Source organism: Shewanella sp. KCT (genome assembly GCF_007636505.1).
GTDB classification, from domain to species: domain Bacteria; phylum Pseudomonadota; class Gammaproteobacteria; order Enterobacterales; family Shewanellaceae; genus Shewanella; species Shewanella halotolerans.
The window spans coordinates 47861-64265 of sequence record NZ_LVDJ01000004.1 but is presented as its reverse complement, the minus strand read 5'-3'; the positions used below and the strand labels follow the sequence as shown (position 1 = coordinate 64265).

At 55.0% G+C, this 16405-nt stretch carries 17 protein-coding genes; 7 read left to right on the top strand and 10 right to left on the bottom strand.

What is annotated here, in order from left to right; genetic code table 11:
• Positions 1-182: 182 nt before the first annotated feature.
• Both AYI87_RS07320 and AYI87_RS07315 read right to left on the bottom strand, forming a co-directional pair.
• Positions 183-893: a pseudouridine synthase gene (locus tag AYI87_RS07320; protein WP_144200902.1), complete on the bottom strand. Its 711-nt coding sequence runs from the start codon at positions 891-893 to the stop codon at positions 183-185.
• A complete protein-coding gene (locus AYI87_RS07315; protein ID WP_260865100.1) occupies positions 883-1587 on the bottom strand; it encodes a helix-turn-helix transcriptional regulator in 705 nt (234 codons plus the stop codon). Before AYI87_RS07315 ends, AYI87_RS07320 begins: the two co-directional genes overlap by 11 nt.
• 140 nt (positions 1588-1727) lie before the next feature.
• Between AYI87_RS07315 and AYI87_RS07310 the strand changes: the two genes are divergently transcribed.
• Together AYI87_RS07310 and AYI87_RS07305 are read left to right on the top strand one after the other, a co-directional pair.
• Complete coding sequence (locus AYI87_RS07310; protein ID WP_144200900.1) at positions 1728-2333, top strand: NAD(P)H-dependent oxidoreductase; 606 nt, start codon at positions 1728-1730, stop codon at positions 2331-2333.
• A gap of 120 nt (positions 2334-2453) precedes the next feature.
• Positions 2454-2876, top strand: a complete 423-nt coding sequence (locus tag AYI87_RS07305; protein WP_144200898.1) for a VOC family protein — start codon at positions 2454-2456, stop codon at positions 2874-2876.
• 64 nt (positions 2877-2940) lie between these two features.
• Here AYI87_RS07305 and AYI87_RS07300 read toward each other — a convergent pair whose 3' ends face one another.
• The 3 genes from AYI87_RS07300 to AYI87_RS07290 form a co-directional block, all read right to left on the bottom strand.
• Complete coding sequence (locus AYI87_RS07300; protein ID WP_011864717.1) at positions 2941-3189, bottom strand: hypothetical protein; 249 nt, start codon at positions 3187-3189, stop codon at positions 2941-2943.
• Between the two features lie 5 nt (positions 3190-3194).
• Positions 3195-3479: a hypothetical protein gene (locus AYI87_RS07295; protein WP_260865099.1), complete on the bottom strand. Its 285-nt coding sequence runs from the start codon at positions 3477-3479 to the stop codon at positions 3195-3197.
• A gap of 228 nt (positions 3480-3707) precedes the next feature.
• The gene (locus AYI87_RS07290; RefSeq protein ID WP_144200896.1) at positions 3708-4025 is read right to left on the bottom strand and encodes a DUF1971 domain-containing protein; all 318 of its coding nucleotides are present in this window, start codon (positions 4023-4025) and stop codon (positions 3708-3710) included.
• A gap of 152 nt (positions 4026-4177) precedes the next feature.
• Here AYI87_RS07290 and AYI87_RS07285 point away from each other — a divergent pair, with 152 nt between their 5' ends.
• The 5 genes from AYI87_RS07285 (at position 4178) to AYI87_RS07265 (ending at position 9939) form a co-directional block, all read left to right on the top strand.
• Positions 4178-4678, top strand: a complete 501-nt coding sequence (locus AYI87_RS07285; protein WP_144200894.1) for a YcxB family protein — start codon at positions 4178-4180, stop codon at positions 4676-4678.
• A gap of 156 nt (positions 4679-4834) precedes the next feature.
• Entirely contained in the window at positions 4835-5509 is a 675-nt protein-coding gene (locus AYI87_RS07280) for an OmpA family protein (protein WP_144200892.1), read from the top strand.
• Positions 5510-5670: 161 nt separating this feature from the next.
• Complete coding sequence (locus AYI87_RS07275) at positions 5671-8430, top strand: ATP-binding protein (protein WP_144200890.1); 2760 nt, start codon at positions 5671-5673, stop codon at positions 8428-8430.
• Positions 8420-8758, top strand: coding sequence for an Hpt domain-containing protein (locus AYI87_RS07270; protein ID WP_144200888.1), 339 nt, complete (start codon positions 8420-8422; stop codon positions 8756-8758). The genes AYI87_RS07275 and AYI87_RS07270 overlap by 11 nt, the downstream gene beginning before the upstream one ends.
• A complete protein-coding gene (locus tag AYI87_RS07265; RefSeq protein ID WP_144200886.1) occupies positions 8755-9939 on the top strand; it encodes a response regulator in 1185 nt (394 codons plus the stop codon). The genes AYI87_RS07270 and AYI87_RS07265 overlap by 4 nt, the downstream gene beginning before the upstream one ends.
• Here the strand turns inward: AYI87_RS07265 and AYI87_RS07260 are convergent.
• From AYI87_RS07260 to AYI87_RS07240, 5 genes are all read right to left on the bottom strand, one after another.
• On the bottom strand, positions 9936-10502 hold the full coding sequence (locus tag AYI87_RS07260; protein ID WP_144200884.1) for an acetate uptake transporter: 567 nt from the start codon (positions 10500-10502) through the stop codon (positions 9936-9938). The genes AYI87_RS07265 and AYI87_RS07260 overlap by 4 nt on opposite strands.
• Positions 10503-11058: 556 nt before the next feature.
• Positions 11059-11580, bottom strand: a complete 522-nt coding sequence (locus tag AYI87_RS07255; protein ID WP_144200882.1) for a GNAT family N-acetyltransferase — start codon at positions 11578-11580, stop codon at positions 11059-11061.
• A gap of 157 nt (positions 11581-11737) precedes the next feature.
• Positions 11738-12814: an ACP S-malonyltransferase gene (locus AYI87_RS07250; protein ID WP_260865098.1), complete on the bottom strand. Its 1077-nt coding sequence runs from the start codon at positions 12812-12814 to the stop codon at positions 11738-11740.
• Positions 12815-12828: 14 nt separating this feature from the next.
• Positions 12829-15120 carry a dehydrogenase E1 component subunit alpha/beta gene (locus tag AYI87_RS07245; protein WP_144200878.1) on the bottom strand — a complete coding sequence of 764 codons (2292 nt, stop codon included), beginning with the start codon at positions 15118-15120 and terminating at the stop codon, positions 12829-12831.
• A gap of 108 nt (positions 15121-15228) precedes the next feature.
• Complete coding sequence (locus AYI87_RS07240; RefSeq protein WP_144200876.1) at positions 15229-16404, bottom strand: acyl-CoA dehydrogenase; 1176 nt, start codon at positions 16402-16404, stop codon at positions 15229-15231.
• Between the last annotated feature and the right edge of the window lies 1 nt (position 16405).

Below are 16405 nucleotides of genomic sequence, written 5' to 3'. Positions count from 1 at the left end.
TCTTAAGTGTTTGATTGCTCATCGATACTATTGTTTATATTAGTAATCTAATATTTATAACACATGATTTGCATCAAACGATATAGCCATTAGTCACACATTTACGCTTGGCTTGTTGAACTCAGAAATTAGTGCTAGGTGAAGCGATAAAGTCAAAATCTTGTGCTAGACATGACTGACTTTCAGCCAAATATGCTAGCCACCTCCAGTGGCGTCAGCGGGCGATACTCCCCTACAGCCAAGGTTTCATCCAGGATTAGGTTACCCACGGAGAGCCTGTGCAGCGCCATCACCTGATTGCGAAAACGGCCAAACATGCGCTTGATTTGATGGTAGCGCCCCTCATGCAGGGTGACTCTGGCCAGATGGGGTTCGAGGATCTCAAGCTGTGCAGGCTGAGTGGTAATATTCTCAAAAGCAAAGTAGAAACCCTCGGCAAAGGCCTTCACATAGGCCTGAGTGAGGGGAGCCTTGAGGGTGACCAGATACTGCTTGGCCACCTTATGCTCCGGCGACATGATACGCTTCGACCAGCGGCTGTCGTTGGTAAGCAGCAGCAAGCCCGAAGTGTTGAGATCCAGCCGTCCGACGATATGCAGCCCCTTGTCCTGATAGTCGGGCAAGAGATCCATCACAGTCTTGTGCTCATCGTCCTTGGTCGCGCTCACCACACCAACCGGCTTATGCAGCATAAGATAGATGGGTTGCTCCTGCCTCAGCGCCTGGCCATCGAGCGTCACTTGAGAGAACTGATCTATCTGACAGTCGGCATCGCGCACCACCTGACCGTCGACACTCACCCGGCCCTTTGCCAGGATGAGACGCACCTGCTTGCGGGGGATCTGACAATGCTGACTGATAAAGCGATCCAGCCTGGCGCGTTTAGCGGACATCTTGATGCGCCGGTGCTTGTTCTTCAGCAGGATTTTCTTCAGCGATTTTTTCTAGCGCTTGCCCGTGAGATGCGAGCGGCACCAGCTTGTAGGCACAGCGTCTGGCCCCCGCTATGATATGCTCCTCGCGGCTGACGCTCGCCAGCTTGCTAAACAGTTCTTGAAACAGCTGCAGCTCTGAGCGGCAGAAGTTGGCGCAGCGACTCGCCGCAGCGCAGATGGGACAGTGATTCTCCAGCAGCCAAAAGACGCCATCTTGCTCCTCGACCGAGGCGACATACCCCTCCTGGGTCCTGAGCTTGGCCAGCACGGCTAACTTATCAGCCAAACCAGTCGCTTGCGACAGCGCCTCCAGATACAGACGCCGACTCGCCTGCTCTCGGTGATCGATCAACTGATCCAGCCCCTGATCGCCAAAGACTACCCGCACCGAGTCGATCAGTTGACTGGTGAGATCGTCGTGTCGATCGGGGAACAGCTTGTAGCTCTTCTCGGTAAGTCCCCAGTAACGGGTGGGACGACCGCGACTCGCCTTTCTGTCTTCGAAACTCAAGATCCCCTCCTCTTCCAAGGCCTGCAGATGTTGCCTGACCCCCATGGTGGTCAACGCAAACAGCTCGGCCAATACCTTGGCGGTACTGGGGCCGTGGATCTTGATATGTTCGATGATCTTGTCGCTGGTCTTCTTACTCACCCGCCGTCTCCTCTGGACTTCTATGGGCCCATTATTACCGATCCAGAGATTAAGTAAACTTTTTTATTTACTTTAGTCTTTACAAAATTAAATAAAGTAATTAGTGTATAAAACATTAAATAAAAAAAAAGGTTTACATAATGAAGCTTCTTATCGTCAGTGCCAGTCAACGTCCAGGTTCTCAAAGTGCCAGAGTCGCCGGCTACCTTAGCGAACATGCTAACCAATTCAGTGAGATACAACATATTGAGCTGTGCCGCTACGACCTGCCCTTCTGGGATGGCGACAGAAACGGCGCAGCGCTTAAGGCGAGCGACTGGCAAAAGATAAGCCCGCTGGTAAAGCAAGCCGACGCTCTGGTTCTGATCACCCCAGAATGGGGCGGCATGGCCTCACCCATGTTGAAAAACTTCCTGCTACTGTGTGACAACCAAGATACGGCCCACAAGCCAGCCCTCTTGGTCGCGGTCACCAGCGGTATCAGCGGCGCCTACCCTATCGCCGAGCTAAAGATGAATGCCCTGAAGAACAACAAGCTGGTGCCCATTCCCGATCATCTGATCATTCGTAATGTCGAGCAGGTACTGGGAGAGGGTGAGATCGATGCCAGAGAGCAAGGGCTAAGAGCGCGCATCGGCTACAGCCTGCATATGCTCGGCCAATATGCAGATGCCCTCGGCGCCATACGCCAGCGCCATAGGGATCAGCCCTACCCCAAACAGCAGGAATATGTATACGGCATGTAGTGCCGACTAAGTACTAACCCAAGTCATGCGGCAGCCCCAAGTCATGCGCTAGCCCTAGGTATGCATTAAATCGAGAGTATTAACGGAATAACACCAAGCCAACAGAGAAGGAATTGCATCATGATCCATTTAGAACACATAAATCTCGTCGTCACCGACATAGAAACGGCCCTTAATTTCTACCGTGCCGCCTTCCCCCATTGGTCGGTACGTGGCGGCGGTCAGGGTACCTGGTATGGCAAGCCACGCAACTGGGTTCACTTCGGCGATGACTACCAATACCAGGCCTTCAACGATGATGGCGAAGGCGAAAACCGCGACCTAAGCGGACATCAGGTTGGTCTGGCTCACTTTGCCTTCGTGACCCAAGATCTCGATGGCGTGATAGCCAGACTCAAGCACGCGGGCTTCGAGGTGGACAAAGCGGGGCAGGATGATCCCTTCCGCCGCAACGTCTACTTTATCGACCCTAACGGCTATGAGGTGGAATTTGTGCAGTATCTCAGTGACCTGCCAGAGCAGCGTAACCGCTACGACACTTGATATCGGCAGCCAAGCATCAACAAAAATGCAAGCGGTTAAGTCTATCTGTCTTTGATATCCAGGCCTATCCCAGATAGACCAGCAGGGTAAACAGCAAGAGATAGAAGAAAAAGCCTGCCATATAGACGGCGTAAAAATCGTTTTTCGCCAGGCGTTTCTCTTGATGAAACAAGGCAGGCCAATACAAGGGCTTCTGCACCCGGCCAAAGGTCACTAGCCCAATCACCACGGCGCCCGTGGTATAAAGAACAAATGAGAGTAAGATCTCCCAGATAAACCAGATAAAGAGTTCGGTGAGACTAGCCGCTAACATGAGTATTACCCCGCCATCTTGCTAAGAAACAACGCAAAACCCGCGCCTGCGAGCAGAAAGATGATCACCATAATGGTGAGCGTCTTGGAGCGTGCCATGGATTGCAGCAGGGCGAAACCTGTGTCCATCTCGGCCAAGTCTTGCAACAAAGAGGAGCTAGCAGGCGTTTTTGCTGCCTTCGATGTCTTGGATGTCTCGGCACTTCTATGCACTAGCTTACCTGGCTTAGTCTTTGCCAAGTTTTCCATAGGCGCCTGAGACTTGCGGGTAGAGTCTGGGGAGGTCTTCATCAGCTTTCCTTAGCTAAAGGCTTTATTGGACTCTAAAGCCTGGCCGAGGGAAAGTCAGGTTAACTTTTATTCACTTCTCTTATTCACTTCTTATATTCACTTCTTATTTGTGTCAGGCCAATGCTTAACCAGCATGCCACTTCAACCAGCGCACCACTTTAGCTAGCATGTCACTTTAGCTAGCACGTCATTAAGCTTATCGAAAGGTGAAATCAAAAAGCACTCAGGCTAGGCCTGCTCAACCGGCCCCTCGGGTTTGATGAAGAAATGAATTTCGAAACGGGTATCTGAGGTAAGAGGCTTGATGCTGTGCCAGTAGCCGGGATGAGAAATCGCCGTCTCATTGGCCCCTAGTCGCACCTCGCGATTGACCTCGCCCAACTTGTCTAGGTAACCGAAAAACATCAGCTCCCCCTGGATAACATGGATCTGCTCATACACGCCGGGCCGGGTAAAATGTCGCTCCCGGTAGATGGGCGGCATATCCTGCTCACTAAACACAGGTGTCTTCTTGCACTTCACATATCCCTTAGGCACAAATGACATCTTGAGGCTCCCATTTTCAAGGCCGATTGCCGACGTTCAGAAAGCTAAACTTAGTCTAAATTTAACCAAAGATCTAAGACAAGTTCACGGCGAGATTGCACTTCATCCACAAGGGATTACACTGTGTCCCAAATTCAGCTATCTCTACTTGTATGACAGCTTCATCTCACTCTCAATCAAACGCTTCGTTTAGCTACAGCACCCACTTTACCCTGGACAGAGCCTACTATGCTGAATGCTTCGATGCCTCTGTGACTCAGCCCGCTCCCCGCGCCGCATACACTAAGGCGCTCGGCTTTTTGCTGATCGGCCTGGCGCTACTGTTGACCGGCGCCAACGCCTACGCCTCCTGGTTTATCATCGCCCTCGGCGTATTGGAGGGTTTGAGTATCAAGTTTAAGCGCCCCTGGTACCTGACCCGCCAGATGATGAGCAAGGCCGCCGGCAACGAGGCCAGCCTCACCCTGAACGAACAAGGGATCAGCATCGAATCCCTCTATGTTAAACAGCAGCTTGGCTGGGACAGTGTCGACGACATCCAAGAAACCAGCCCAGGATTTCTGCTGCTAGCAGGCGGCCAGAAACACTACCTCTCGAAACGTTTTCTCGATGAAGCTTGCTGCCAGTTTGTGCGCAAAAAACACGCCAAGTAGGCGTTTAGTAGCACAAGTTTTTCATTAAGTTTTGTATAGATTCAGGCAAAAGCCCCTCATTTTGATATTATGCAAACAAAATGCAACAATAATGCACATAACAATAAGCCCTAAGGACGATCTCCGCCCTGAGGCAAACCTGATAATGGAGTAACGATGATCAGTAACCAGAAACTCGTCGCGGCAATCTTGGCCGGTTCGACACTATTTATTTCGGCTTGTCAGACAACTAATCCTTATACCAACGAGAGCCAGAACGCCAAGGCGACTAACGGCGCTATCATAGGTGCCATCGCCGGTGCCGCTATCGGTGTGGCCTCGTCAAGCAAGAGCGACCGGGGTAAGGGTGCACTGATCGGTGCCGCCTCAGGCGCAGCCGTCGGTGGTGGTATCGGCTACTATATGGACGTGCAGGAAGCGGAGCTACGTAAGCAGCTACAATCGACAGGCGTCAGCGTGACCCGTAACGGCGACAACATCATCCTCAACATGCCAAACGAAGTGACCTTCGGCGTCGATCAATCTGTGCTGAGCAGCCGTGCCAAGAACGTGCTGGACAGTGTCGCCCTGGTCGCCAAGGAGTACGATGAAACCATGCTGAATGTCATGGGCTTCACCGATAGCTCAGGCAGCGAGTCATACAACCTGCGTCTGTCTCAGGTACGTGCGGCAGAAGTTGCCAACTACCTGATGTCTCGTGAAATCAAGAGCCAGCGCATCAGCTCTGTGGGCATGGGCGAGTCTCGTCCAATCGCCGACAACTCGACACAACAAGGCCGCGCACAAAACCGCCGCGTCGAGATCGTACTAAGCCCAATGCCACAAGGCTAAGCACTAGGTTAACCCCTAATCCTATCGTGTCCCTCGCGCCCTGTTGATTGAGGGACACGCTTTTAAACCCTCTCCCGCAAAAAAGATTCACAAATCCCCTCCCCTAAATCGCCTCCATAGGTCTAGACTTATTCTCAAGGGATAACAAGGATGTGGATGCCATGGCGCCAGCAGGGAATAGCATAGACGACTCGCCGTTTGCGCAGCTTATCTGTGACAAGCAAGGAGTGATCATTGAGGCCAACGACGCCTTGTGTGCGCTGTTTGAACTCCACCATGAAGCCATCATCAAGCGCCCACTCGAGCAGCTACTCACGCTAAATCAGGCCGACTCAAACGATTCACTAATTGATGCCGTCACTCATGCCTTGGCACTTGCCCTAACAGATAGGCAATCGCTCGATGTGCGTCTCCATCGCCAATCCAAGACGCCTTGGTATCAGGTGTTTCCCCAAGCGCTAAGCAATGATCGATACCTGCTGCTGTTTATCCCCCAGCGCGACGACCCCAATATCACTCAGGGGTACCTCAAGCGCTTCGAGGCCTTTCTCTGCTCCGCCGATATCGGCGTCTGGCACTATGACTCCGCCACGGGCGAGACACGTTTCTCCAACCGAGTGAAGGAGTTGCTGCTACTTAACCATCACAGCCCCCTGAGCTGGCAGAGTCTACAGCAGATGGTCGCGGTGAAAGATCGCCATAAGTTCGACCCCTTTCTCGCCCCCTCACCTTCGGGTAAACATAAGCTAGCGTTTCGATTTCGTATCGACTCGAACGATGTCGTCAGGGTGTACGAGCTATTCGCCGAGCATATCTACCTGGAAAATGGCCACTTTAAGCTGCTTGGCCTTATCAAAGATCAGACTGAGTCCAAGGCGATGCTCGACGCCCTCAACGAAGCCAACGAGTCGAAGAAGCTGGCGCTCGAGGCTGGCAACATAGGCAACTGGCGGGCACAGATAGATGAACAGGGGCAGTGGATCTGGCAGTGGGATCAGAGGGCCAACGAGATGTTTTGCCTCAACATAGAAGATATTGGCGTGTTGGAAAAGTGGGCCGAGCGGATCCACCCGGAAGACTTCCCCGTTGTCATGGCCGCGGTGGAAGACTCCCTGGCCAATGGCAATCCGTTTCATCAGGAGTATCGCGCTATTCTGCCCAACCAGGAGATCATCTACATACTGGCCAAGGGCAAGGTGAGCCAGGGGCAGAACCAACAAAACAGCCGCATCGATGGCATCTGCATCGATCAGACCCCCATCTACCAGGCGCGCCTGGCGCTGCAGGAGAGCTACCGCTCCCTCGAGAGCCGGGTAAATCAGCGCACCACAGAGCTACAGCTCGCCAAGGAGCGGGCCGAAATCGCCAGCCAGGCCAAGAGCGAATTTCTCTCTATGATCAGCCACGAACTGCGCACGCCGATGAACGCGGTGATCGGCGCGCTGGAGCTGCTCTCCCTGGCCGACAAGTCGGGCGAGGAGAGAGATCTTATCGAGACGGCGTCGACCTCGGCCAATAACCTCATCTATATCCTCAACGACATCCTCGACATCAACAAAATAGAGTCGGGCAAGATGCAGCTGGAGCAACAAGACTTCCACCTCGCCGGGGTGATCGCCGATCTAATCAAGAGCTTCTCGCCGGTGGCCAGCCGTCAAGGGTTACGCTTTGCCGTGCAGGAAGCCCTGGAGCTGCCTGATTGGGTCGAGGGAGATATCGTCAAGGTGCGGCAGATCCTCAGTAACCTGCTCAGCAACGCGATGAAATTCACCCACACCACACAGGAGCAGACCGGCTGTGTATCGCTAAACATCACGGTAGGTGAACAGAATGATATAGTGACCCGGGTACGCTTTACGGTGACAGACAATGGCATAGGCATAGACAAGGCGACTCAGAAACGTCTGTTTACCCCCTTCGTGCAGGCACAGCGCTCCACCACGCGCAACTATGGCGGCACGGGTCTGGGACTGGCTATCTGCGGCAAGCTCACCAACCTGATGGGCGGCAGCATCAACCTTAAAAGCGAACTTGGCCAGGGGGCGCAGTTCTGTGTCGAGCTTCCCTTCTGGCGCGCCCATCACCATGAACAGACCCAGGAGCTTAGCGAACACACCATAGGGGTGGTGAACCTGGGCCAGCCCCAGGCCACGCTTGACTGGATAAAACAGTGTTTGACCAACAAGGGGGGCAGAGTTAAATGCTACCAGGCCGAGCAACTGGGTATCGACACCCTGGCTCTGCCTCTGGTGATAATTCTGGCCACCGGCGAGGCTGACGAGCTAGGCTTTCTGGCGAACCAAGCGGCGAGTCCAAAAGGCCACAGCAACTGGCTGGTCGCCCTACCACAGCATCACCGCAAGGCGCTGACACAGACGATTCCCCAGATAGACAGCCTGGACAGCTATCTGCTTTCCAAGGCCTTGCTGCTCAAGGCGGTGCACAAACGCCTAGACTCAGGCCTTGCCATCGACCTCGACGAGATGGAGCTGGATCTCTACGACCCTCTGACGCAGGAGCCAATGCCAAGGATTAAGGGGGATGCCGACATACTGGTGGTTGAAGATAACCCATTAAACCAGAAGCTGATCCTTAAACAGCTGGACATGCTCGGCTATCGCTGCAACCTCGCCGAAGATGGTCTGGTCGGGGTGCATCTCTGGCAATCGGCAAACTATAAGCTGATCCTTACCGACTGCCACATGCCCAACCTGGACGGCTATGATATGTCCAAACAGATCCGCCAGATAGAGAACAGCACCCAACGTAAATCTGTACCCATTGTGGCCATCACAGGGGCCGCCATGGCCACCGAGCTAGATGACTGCTACCGCTCGGGCATGAACGACTTTGTCAGTAAACCTGTTCAGCTTAGAGACCTAAAGAAGGTCATCCAGAAATGGTATCGCCATGAAGAATAGTCCCCAGATCCTCAACCCTAAGATCATGCGTGATCTTATCGGCAATGATCCTGCACTCATCGCCCAGTTTAAGCAGGACTTCGTCGCCCAGGCCCGCACCAGCCTGCGCGAGCTGGCCACCCACTACAACAACCGTGAATTTGCCGGCCTCAAGCAGAAGGCGCACTTTCTCAAGACCTCTGCCAAGGCAATCGGCGCCGAAGAGGTTGCCGACAAGCTGCAACAACTGGAATATGCCGCCCTGGGGGAAGATATGCCTCAGTGCAAGCAGCTCATCATCCAGCTCAAAAATGCCCTGCAGTCCCTGATAGAGGTGATCAACTCATGACTCGAAAACCCAGCGTTGCTTGTCGCCACCCCGAAGTGATCATGCTCTATGAGAAGGAGGAGGATATCTCGGGCGCCGCCAACATCATTGCCGAGCAGGTCGACGAATACCGCACCGTGCCTGTAACCCGACTAGTGGGCGAGCAGATAAGAGAGCATAAGCCCTCGGTGATCCTCTTTGCCATGAGCTCGGTGAAGCTCAGCATAGAACTCTATACCAAACTCCTTAAAAACCAGCAGATCGCCTACAGGCATTACGCCATAGTGCTGTGCAAGAACAAGGAGTCCGCCCTGGCCTTTCGCAGCTGCATCAAGGGGGTATTCGACAACTACTTCGTCTACCTGCCCCTGTATGAGAAGTTTCGCCTGAAGATGATAGTCCACAACGGACTGAGGCAGAGCCAGGGGGATGATCACTACGCAGGTCTGGATGACGACCAGCTGGAGCGCATCGATACCAACCTCGCCTCGCTTATCGAACTCAGTAGCCAGTGTAAGCGCCAGCTACTGGATTCGGTCGACTCCTGCAAGGCGTCAGTCGAACAGTCGACCGAGCAGCTCCCCCATGGCAGTGAGGGCATGAGCCACGACAAGGCGCTGGTCAAGTCACTGGCCAAACAGCATATCGAGCCCCTGCTGACCCAGCTGGAACTGGAGATCAAAGATGGTCTGGACCTCATCTTGGCGCAGCTCACCAGTCGCCATAGCGAGATCAAAGACATTAAACAGCAGGTGATCGCCAAACAGCAAGCCAAGATCCCCACCCATGCCCTGGTCAGTTCGCTGCTGGATGAACAGGAAGCCAAGCCGCCCAAGAAGAAGATCTTGGTGGTGGAGGATAATCAGATCTACCGGGAGATGATCGTCAAGGTATTGGAGCAGGATGAGTATGATACCGAGCAGGCCTGTGACGGTCTCACCGCCCTCAAGATGATCAAGGGCAACGATTACGCCCTGATCCTGATGGATCTCTACATGCCTCATCTGGATGGCATCAACACCACCAAGCAACTCAAGGCAGATAACGACGGCAAGGATATTCCCGTGGTGGCGCTGACCAGCAACAACAACCGTGAGCTGATCAAGCGTTGGGCCCAGGTAGGACTGAAGGGCTATATTCTTAAGCCCTCCAATCGCACCGAGATCCTTCAGGCGGTCAAGACCGCCATCGAATATGGCTAGGCCTTAACCTCACCAATGGGCAGGATCACCCGGCCATATTCCTGGTTAAGCACCTGAGCCATGGCGAAGTAGATGGCGCTGGCGCCGCAGAAGATCCCTTCGAATCCGGCGATCACCCCGATCAACTCGCTACCTGTGAAGTCGCGGGCCGCCAGCAGGAAGAAGAGTATCGTCAAGGAGCCGAACACCACCTGCTTGGCTCTTGGGTAACGCAAAGAACCGACAAACATGAAGGCGGTAAACAGGCCCCAGAGGCTTAAGTACCAGCCCATGAAGTGACTCGGACTGGCAGCGGCGAGGCCAAGCTTAGGCAGCATGATTAGCCCCACTAAGGTCAGCCAGAACAGGCCATAGGAGGTAAATGCCGTAGTGCCGAAGGTATCTCCCCGTTTAAAACACATCATGCCCACCAGCACCTGGCCCAGACCACCGTAGAAGATCCCCATCGCCAAGATCATGGCATCGATGGCAAAGAAGCCCGCGTTGTGTATGTTCAATAGCACGGTCGTCATACCAAATCCCATCAGACCCAGAGGCGCTGGATTGGCCAATTTTGTCGACATTTAATTCCCCTCGTTATCGCTCGCAGTGAATGATGCGCCCCCGTGGCGCGGTCAAATTCGCGGCGGATTCTAGAGAAGTCTTAAGGGCATCACAATGCCAGGCCAAATGGGCAAAATGCCATAATTAAAACCGATATAAAACAATATGATAACTAAATACAGTCGAGAGAGGATATAAGCAATAAGGGAAAATAGCTAATAAATTCATTAAGATAAAGATGAGCCGCAGACCGCGCGAGACCAGCGCCACAAAAGGCGAGATTTCGAGGGGTTCATCACAAAGGAAGTTTCGTACCGTCCCTGGATAAACATCAGATGCTAATGAAAAGCGGGCCAGACAAGACAAGCCTCACGCTTCTCCATTTGTCGTGATTCAACCCACAAAAAAATCAGCAGAGGGGCTTAGTTAACCATCTGCTGATCTAGATCAGTTTTGCGCCTCAATCAAAAGCTAATTTTGCGCTTAGCTTGTGTGACTGGCTTAAGTGCTTAGCTTGTGTGACTGGCTTAAGTGCTTAGCTCGAACCAAAGCTCTTAGCCAAGTTTTTTAATGGGCTTAGCAGCATCTGGCCATCAGGAAGGCATTCACATATCCGCCATCCCGAAAGGCGTAATCTTTGGCCTCACCTTCTATCTCAAAGCCATGGGACTTATAGAGGGCGACGGCGGCCTCATTGTCGGTATAGACCTCAAGCTCGATACGCCGCACCGCCAACCAGTTGGTCGCCAGATCTATCATGGCCCCCAGCAAGGCACTGCCAATCCCCTGCCCGCGGGCCGACTCGCACACCGCCATGCCAAAGTTGGCCACGTGCTTGCGCCTGGCATTGCTATAGACCTCCATGCCGAGCTGGCCCACTATCTTGCCCTCGCGTACGGCCACCAGGCTGTAACAGTTATCCGGCAGCTCCTTCAGCCTCTTCTGCCAGAAGGCCAGCGACGGAAAGGGACGCTGCAGGGTGCCGGCATAACAGCTGCGCTGGCCATAGAGGGCAAAAATCCCCTCTATGTCGCCATCTGTGCTGTGGCGTATACTGATCTCTGGCGCTTGGGGGGAATCAAACTGATGCTCTGCCATAAACGTCCTATATTTCCTTATAAAAGAAAGCAATATGCCATAGTATCAATATGCCATAGTTGCAATAAGCTAAGCAACGACAGCATTAGCAAGGCAGCCGCTCCCCCCTGCTATAGGTTTAACCCATAGCACTAATCCGCAACACTAATTCGCAACACTAGGCCTTACCCGTAGCAAGCGCCCGCTGCGCCGGATTCCCCATGGCGATAAGCTTAGGCGCCTGTTTCTGCGCCTCGCTGAAATCCTGCTTGCTCTGCCAGCCGAACCACTGGTTGGCGATCAGCGTCTGCGCCACGGGGCCGCCTAAGGTGTTGCCCGGGCCGAGCACTATCACACAGTCAGGGGCAAACTCCTTCACCCCAACCGCCATCGCCTGACTGAAGTCATAGGGCGCCACCACCTGATGATCTAAGGTGTAGTTGTGCAGCCTTTCCATGTCGCTTGAGAAGGGGCCCCAGATCTGTCCCCGGCCATCCACCATGGGCAGCTTAGGCCGATGAAACAGCGACGCGGGCAGCGCCTGCTGACCCCGGCGAGCGATCTCTTGCAGCAGCGGCGAGTGGAAGGCGCCGTGGTTGTAGAGGCGCATAGGGTAGCGCTCCTCCAGCTTGGGCAGACGGGCCTCGGCCTGGGTGAGACCCGCCTCGTTGCCCGCCAGCACGCGATAGCCCCCGAGATGTATAGAGGTGTAGAGCTCACAGCCCGCCTCCTGGTTCACCTCATCGATGACCTTATCCAGCAATGCTGTCTTGGCATTGTCCCGGCGCCAGTTCTCATCCATCTCGGGATAGATCATCTGCCCGCCGATTAGCCCGTCACTCATCATGCTGCCCATGGTGTTGATCACCTCGATGGCGCCGCGCTCATCCAGGGCACCGGCCAATGCCAAGGCGATATACCAACCCATGGAGTTACCGGTCACCGCCACTATCTCAAAGCGCTCGCGATCGATATCCATGAAGTCGGCCATGGCGCAGGCATAGATGAGGGCAGAAGCATTCTCCCCCGGCGTATGTAGCTTGAAGGAGTACTTCCCCTGGCCATCGAGGTCGGCGATCGGCCGCTGACCCAGGTCGCGTCGATAGGCATCGATCGCCTCGATAAAGCCGGACTTATCGCCGTGGTATCTGGCGAGATAGCCGAGCTCCTCCTTGTTGTAGCATCCTCTTCCCGGCGCCACCACCAAGGCTCTTAGCTTGCCTGTCGCACTACCCGCATGATCGCTCTTCATCATCTTAGCTTCCTGTGTCATAAGGCTTGTCTCACTCCCGCATCCTGGATGGTTTCACTGCCCTCATCGTCAACGGCGTGCTCGCCAACCAGGGCCTGCTCACCAACCAAGGCCAGTGCGGCCTCGACAATTTGCGAGCGACTCGGCAACGGCAGAGTCGCCGCCTCGGCCAGTGGGATAAAGCAATCCTCGGCGGTGAGCCTGGCCATCTGCGGCGCGAGATCCCCCAAACGCTCATGGACGCTGGTCACTATCGCCTCGCTTACCGAGCCACTGCGGCGGCACTCATCGACGATCAGCAGGTGTTCGCACTCGCTCACCGCCGCGATGATCGCCTCCTCGTTGAGGGGGATGAGATAGCGCAGATCGATCACCCGACAGTCGATGCCGAGCCCAGACAGCTCGCGCTCGGCCTGACGACTGAGATAGTAGCCGTTGCCATAGCTGAGAATGGCCAGCGTCTTACCCTTGCCATAGACCCCCAGCTCACCATAGGGCAGGGCTTTGGCCTTTTCCTGAGGACAATATTCATGACTCCAGAGGCCATCGCCCTCCTCATGGAGATCCCGCGTCATGTAGAGTGCAATTGGCTCTAAGAAGATCACCAGTCGCTGCTCCTGTTCGGCCAGTCGCACGCATTCCCGCAGCATCCCCATGGCATCGGCGCCGTTGGAGGGACAGGCCAAAATAAGGCCGGGAATGTCGCGAAACACAGCCAATGAGTTGTCGTTATGGAAATGGCCGCCGAAGCCCTTCTGATAACCCAGGCCGGCGATGCGGATCACCATGGGATTAGTAAATTGACCGTTGGAGAAAAACGGCAGAGTCGCCGCCTCGCCGCGGATCTGATCCTCGGCGTTATGGACATAGGCGAGAAACTGGATCTCAGGAATCGGCAGCAGGCCGTTGTGGGCCATACCTATGGCCAGGCCTAAGATTGAGGTCTCATCGAGCAAGGTATTGATCACCCGGTTGGGACCGAAACGCTCCACCAGGCGCGAGGTCACATGATAGACACCGCCCTTCTTGCCCACATCCTCACCGCAGACCACTATGTTCTGTTGACGCGCCATCAACTCGGTGAGTGTCATGTTGATAAGCTTACCCATGTGCAACGGTTTACCCAGAGAATTTTTGTCCGCACTAAAGAGCTGAGCGAAGGCCTCATCGGTCAGGTTATGGTGAGTCAGCGGCTTGTCATTGACGGGCGGAATCACCGCCGCCATCGCCGCCTTGGCGCTGGTCAGCTTTGGCCGCTCAACCGCCACCTTGGCAATCGCGGCGATGCGCGATTTGAGCGTTTGATACTGGTTGACTATCTCGTCCGGAGTCATCAGCTTGGCTTCGATGATCTGCTTGGCACTGAGCAGCAGCGGATCCTGAGCCTCGTTATCGAAGATCTTCTGTTTGCTGAGGTAGGCTATTTCGGCGTCGCTGCCGGCATGGCCCATCAGACGCACGGTTCTGACATGCAAGAAGACAGGCTTGCGCTTGACCCTGGCATACTCTGCCGCCTGACGGCTGACCCGGTAACAGTCCAGCAGATCCCGCCCATCACAGTAGAAATACTTGATACCGGCGCGATCTTTAAAGTTGGCGGCTATCCAGCCGTTTGGGGTCGCGGTAGAGATACCTATACCATTGTCTTCACAGACAAACAGCAGCGGCAGCGGCACCTGCTGGTAAGCGGCCCAACCGGCGGCATTGATCGCCGTCTGCGCGCTGGCATGGTTGGCCGAGGCGTCACCGAAGTTACAGAACACCAAGCTGTCTTCGGGCAAGAGGCTGTCGATATCTAGCCTATGCGTCAGCGGAATGCTCAGGGCCGCCCCCACCGCCTTGGGCAGATGCGAGGCTATGGTGGAGGTCTGCGGCGGTATCATCAGCCGCTTACTGCCGAGCACCTTGTGACGGCCGCCGGAGATAGGGTCTTCGCTGGAGGCGGCAAAGGAGAGCAGCATGTCCCACAGTGAGGTCTCGCCGGGCACCTGGCGCGCCCTCTCTATCATAAAGGCCGCACTGCGATAGTGCAGAAATGCCATATCGGTCGGGCGCAGCGCCGCGGCGCAGGCGGCGTTGCCTTCGTGGCCCGAGCTGCCTATGGTGTAGAAACCCTGATTGCGGGCGCGCATCTTACGGGACTCGAGATCCAGCAGGCGGCTCTTCATCTGTGACTCGAAGATGCCGACGAAATCGGCGTCACTGAGCCCCAGGCGGGTGTGGCACCAGCCCTGCTCTATCTCCAGGAAATCTTGCTGTGATACTCGTTCGACAAATTGCCTGTCGAGGGCAATAGCTCTATCTTCCAAGTTGATCTACCTCAATTGGGCGCAACAAGGCCTATACCACAGGCGTTCATTCGGCCGCTGCGACGAGAAGGCGGAGCGACGCCGTCGCTCCGAGCTGAAGGAGAAGGATTACCCGAAGGCCTGGATGCCAGTCTGCGCGCGGCCCAGGATGAGCGCATGAATATCATGGGTGCCTTCGTAGGTGTTGACGGCCTCGAGGTTCATCACATGGCGGATCACATGAAACTCGTCGCTGATGCCGTTGCCGCCGTGCATGTCGCGGGAGGTACGGGCGATCTCCAGCGCCTTACCGCAAGAGTTACGCTTGATGAGAGAGATGGCCTCGACGGGCAGCGCGTCCTGATCCATCAGGCGACCGGCCTGCAAGCAGGCAAACAAGCCTGTGGTGATCTCTGTCTGCATGTCCGCCAGCTTCTTCTGGATCAGCTGAGTGGCCGCCAACGGGCGGTTAAACTGAATACGGTCCAGGCTGTATTGACGCGCCGCGTGCCAGCAAAACTCTGCCGCCCCCAGTGCGCCCCAGGCGATGCCGTAGCGGGCCTTGTTGAGACAGCCAAACGGCCCCTTGAGTCCCTCGACGTTAGGCAGCAGCGCCTCTTCACCCACCTCGACGTTGTCCATCACTATCTCGCCGGTGATAGAAGCTCTAAGGCTGAACTTACCCTCAATCTTAGGTGCGCTCAGCCCCTTCATCCCCTTCTCTAGGATGAAGCCACGGATCACACCGTCGAGCTTGGCCCACACCACAAACACATCGGCGATAGGCGAGTTAGTGATCCACATCTTGGCACCATTGAGACGATAGCCGCCGTCGATACGCTCGGCGCGAGTCTTCATCCCACCGGGATCTGAGCCCACATCCGGCTCGGTCAGACCGAAACAGCCCACCCACTCGCCGGTTGCCAGCTTAGGCAGATATTTCTGACGCTGCGCCTCGTTGCCATAGGCATAGATGGGGTGCATCACCAGGGAAGACTGCACGCTCATGGCGCTGCGATAGCCGCTATCGACCCGTTCAATCTCGCGGGCCACCAGGCCGTAACTGACATAGTTAGCGTTGGCGCAGCCATAGGCCTCAGGCAGGGTCGCCCCCAGGAGTCCTAGCTCACCCAGTTCATTCATGATCTCACGGTCGAAATGCTCGTTGCGATTGGCCATCAATACCCGGGTCATCAACTTCTCTTGGGCATAGTCGTGCACCATGTCGCGGATCATGCGTTCATCTTCGCTAAGCAACGCATCGAATTGCAGTGGATCTTGCCAATCAAATTTCACTCGAGCCATG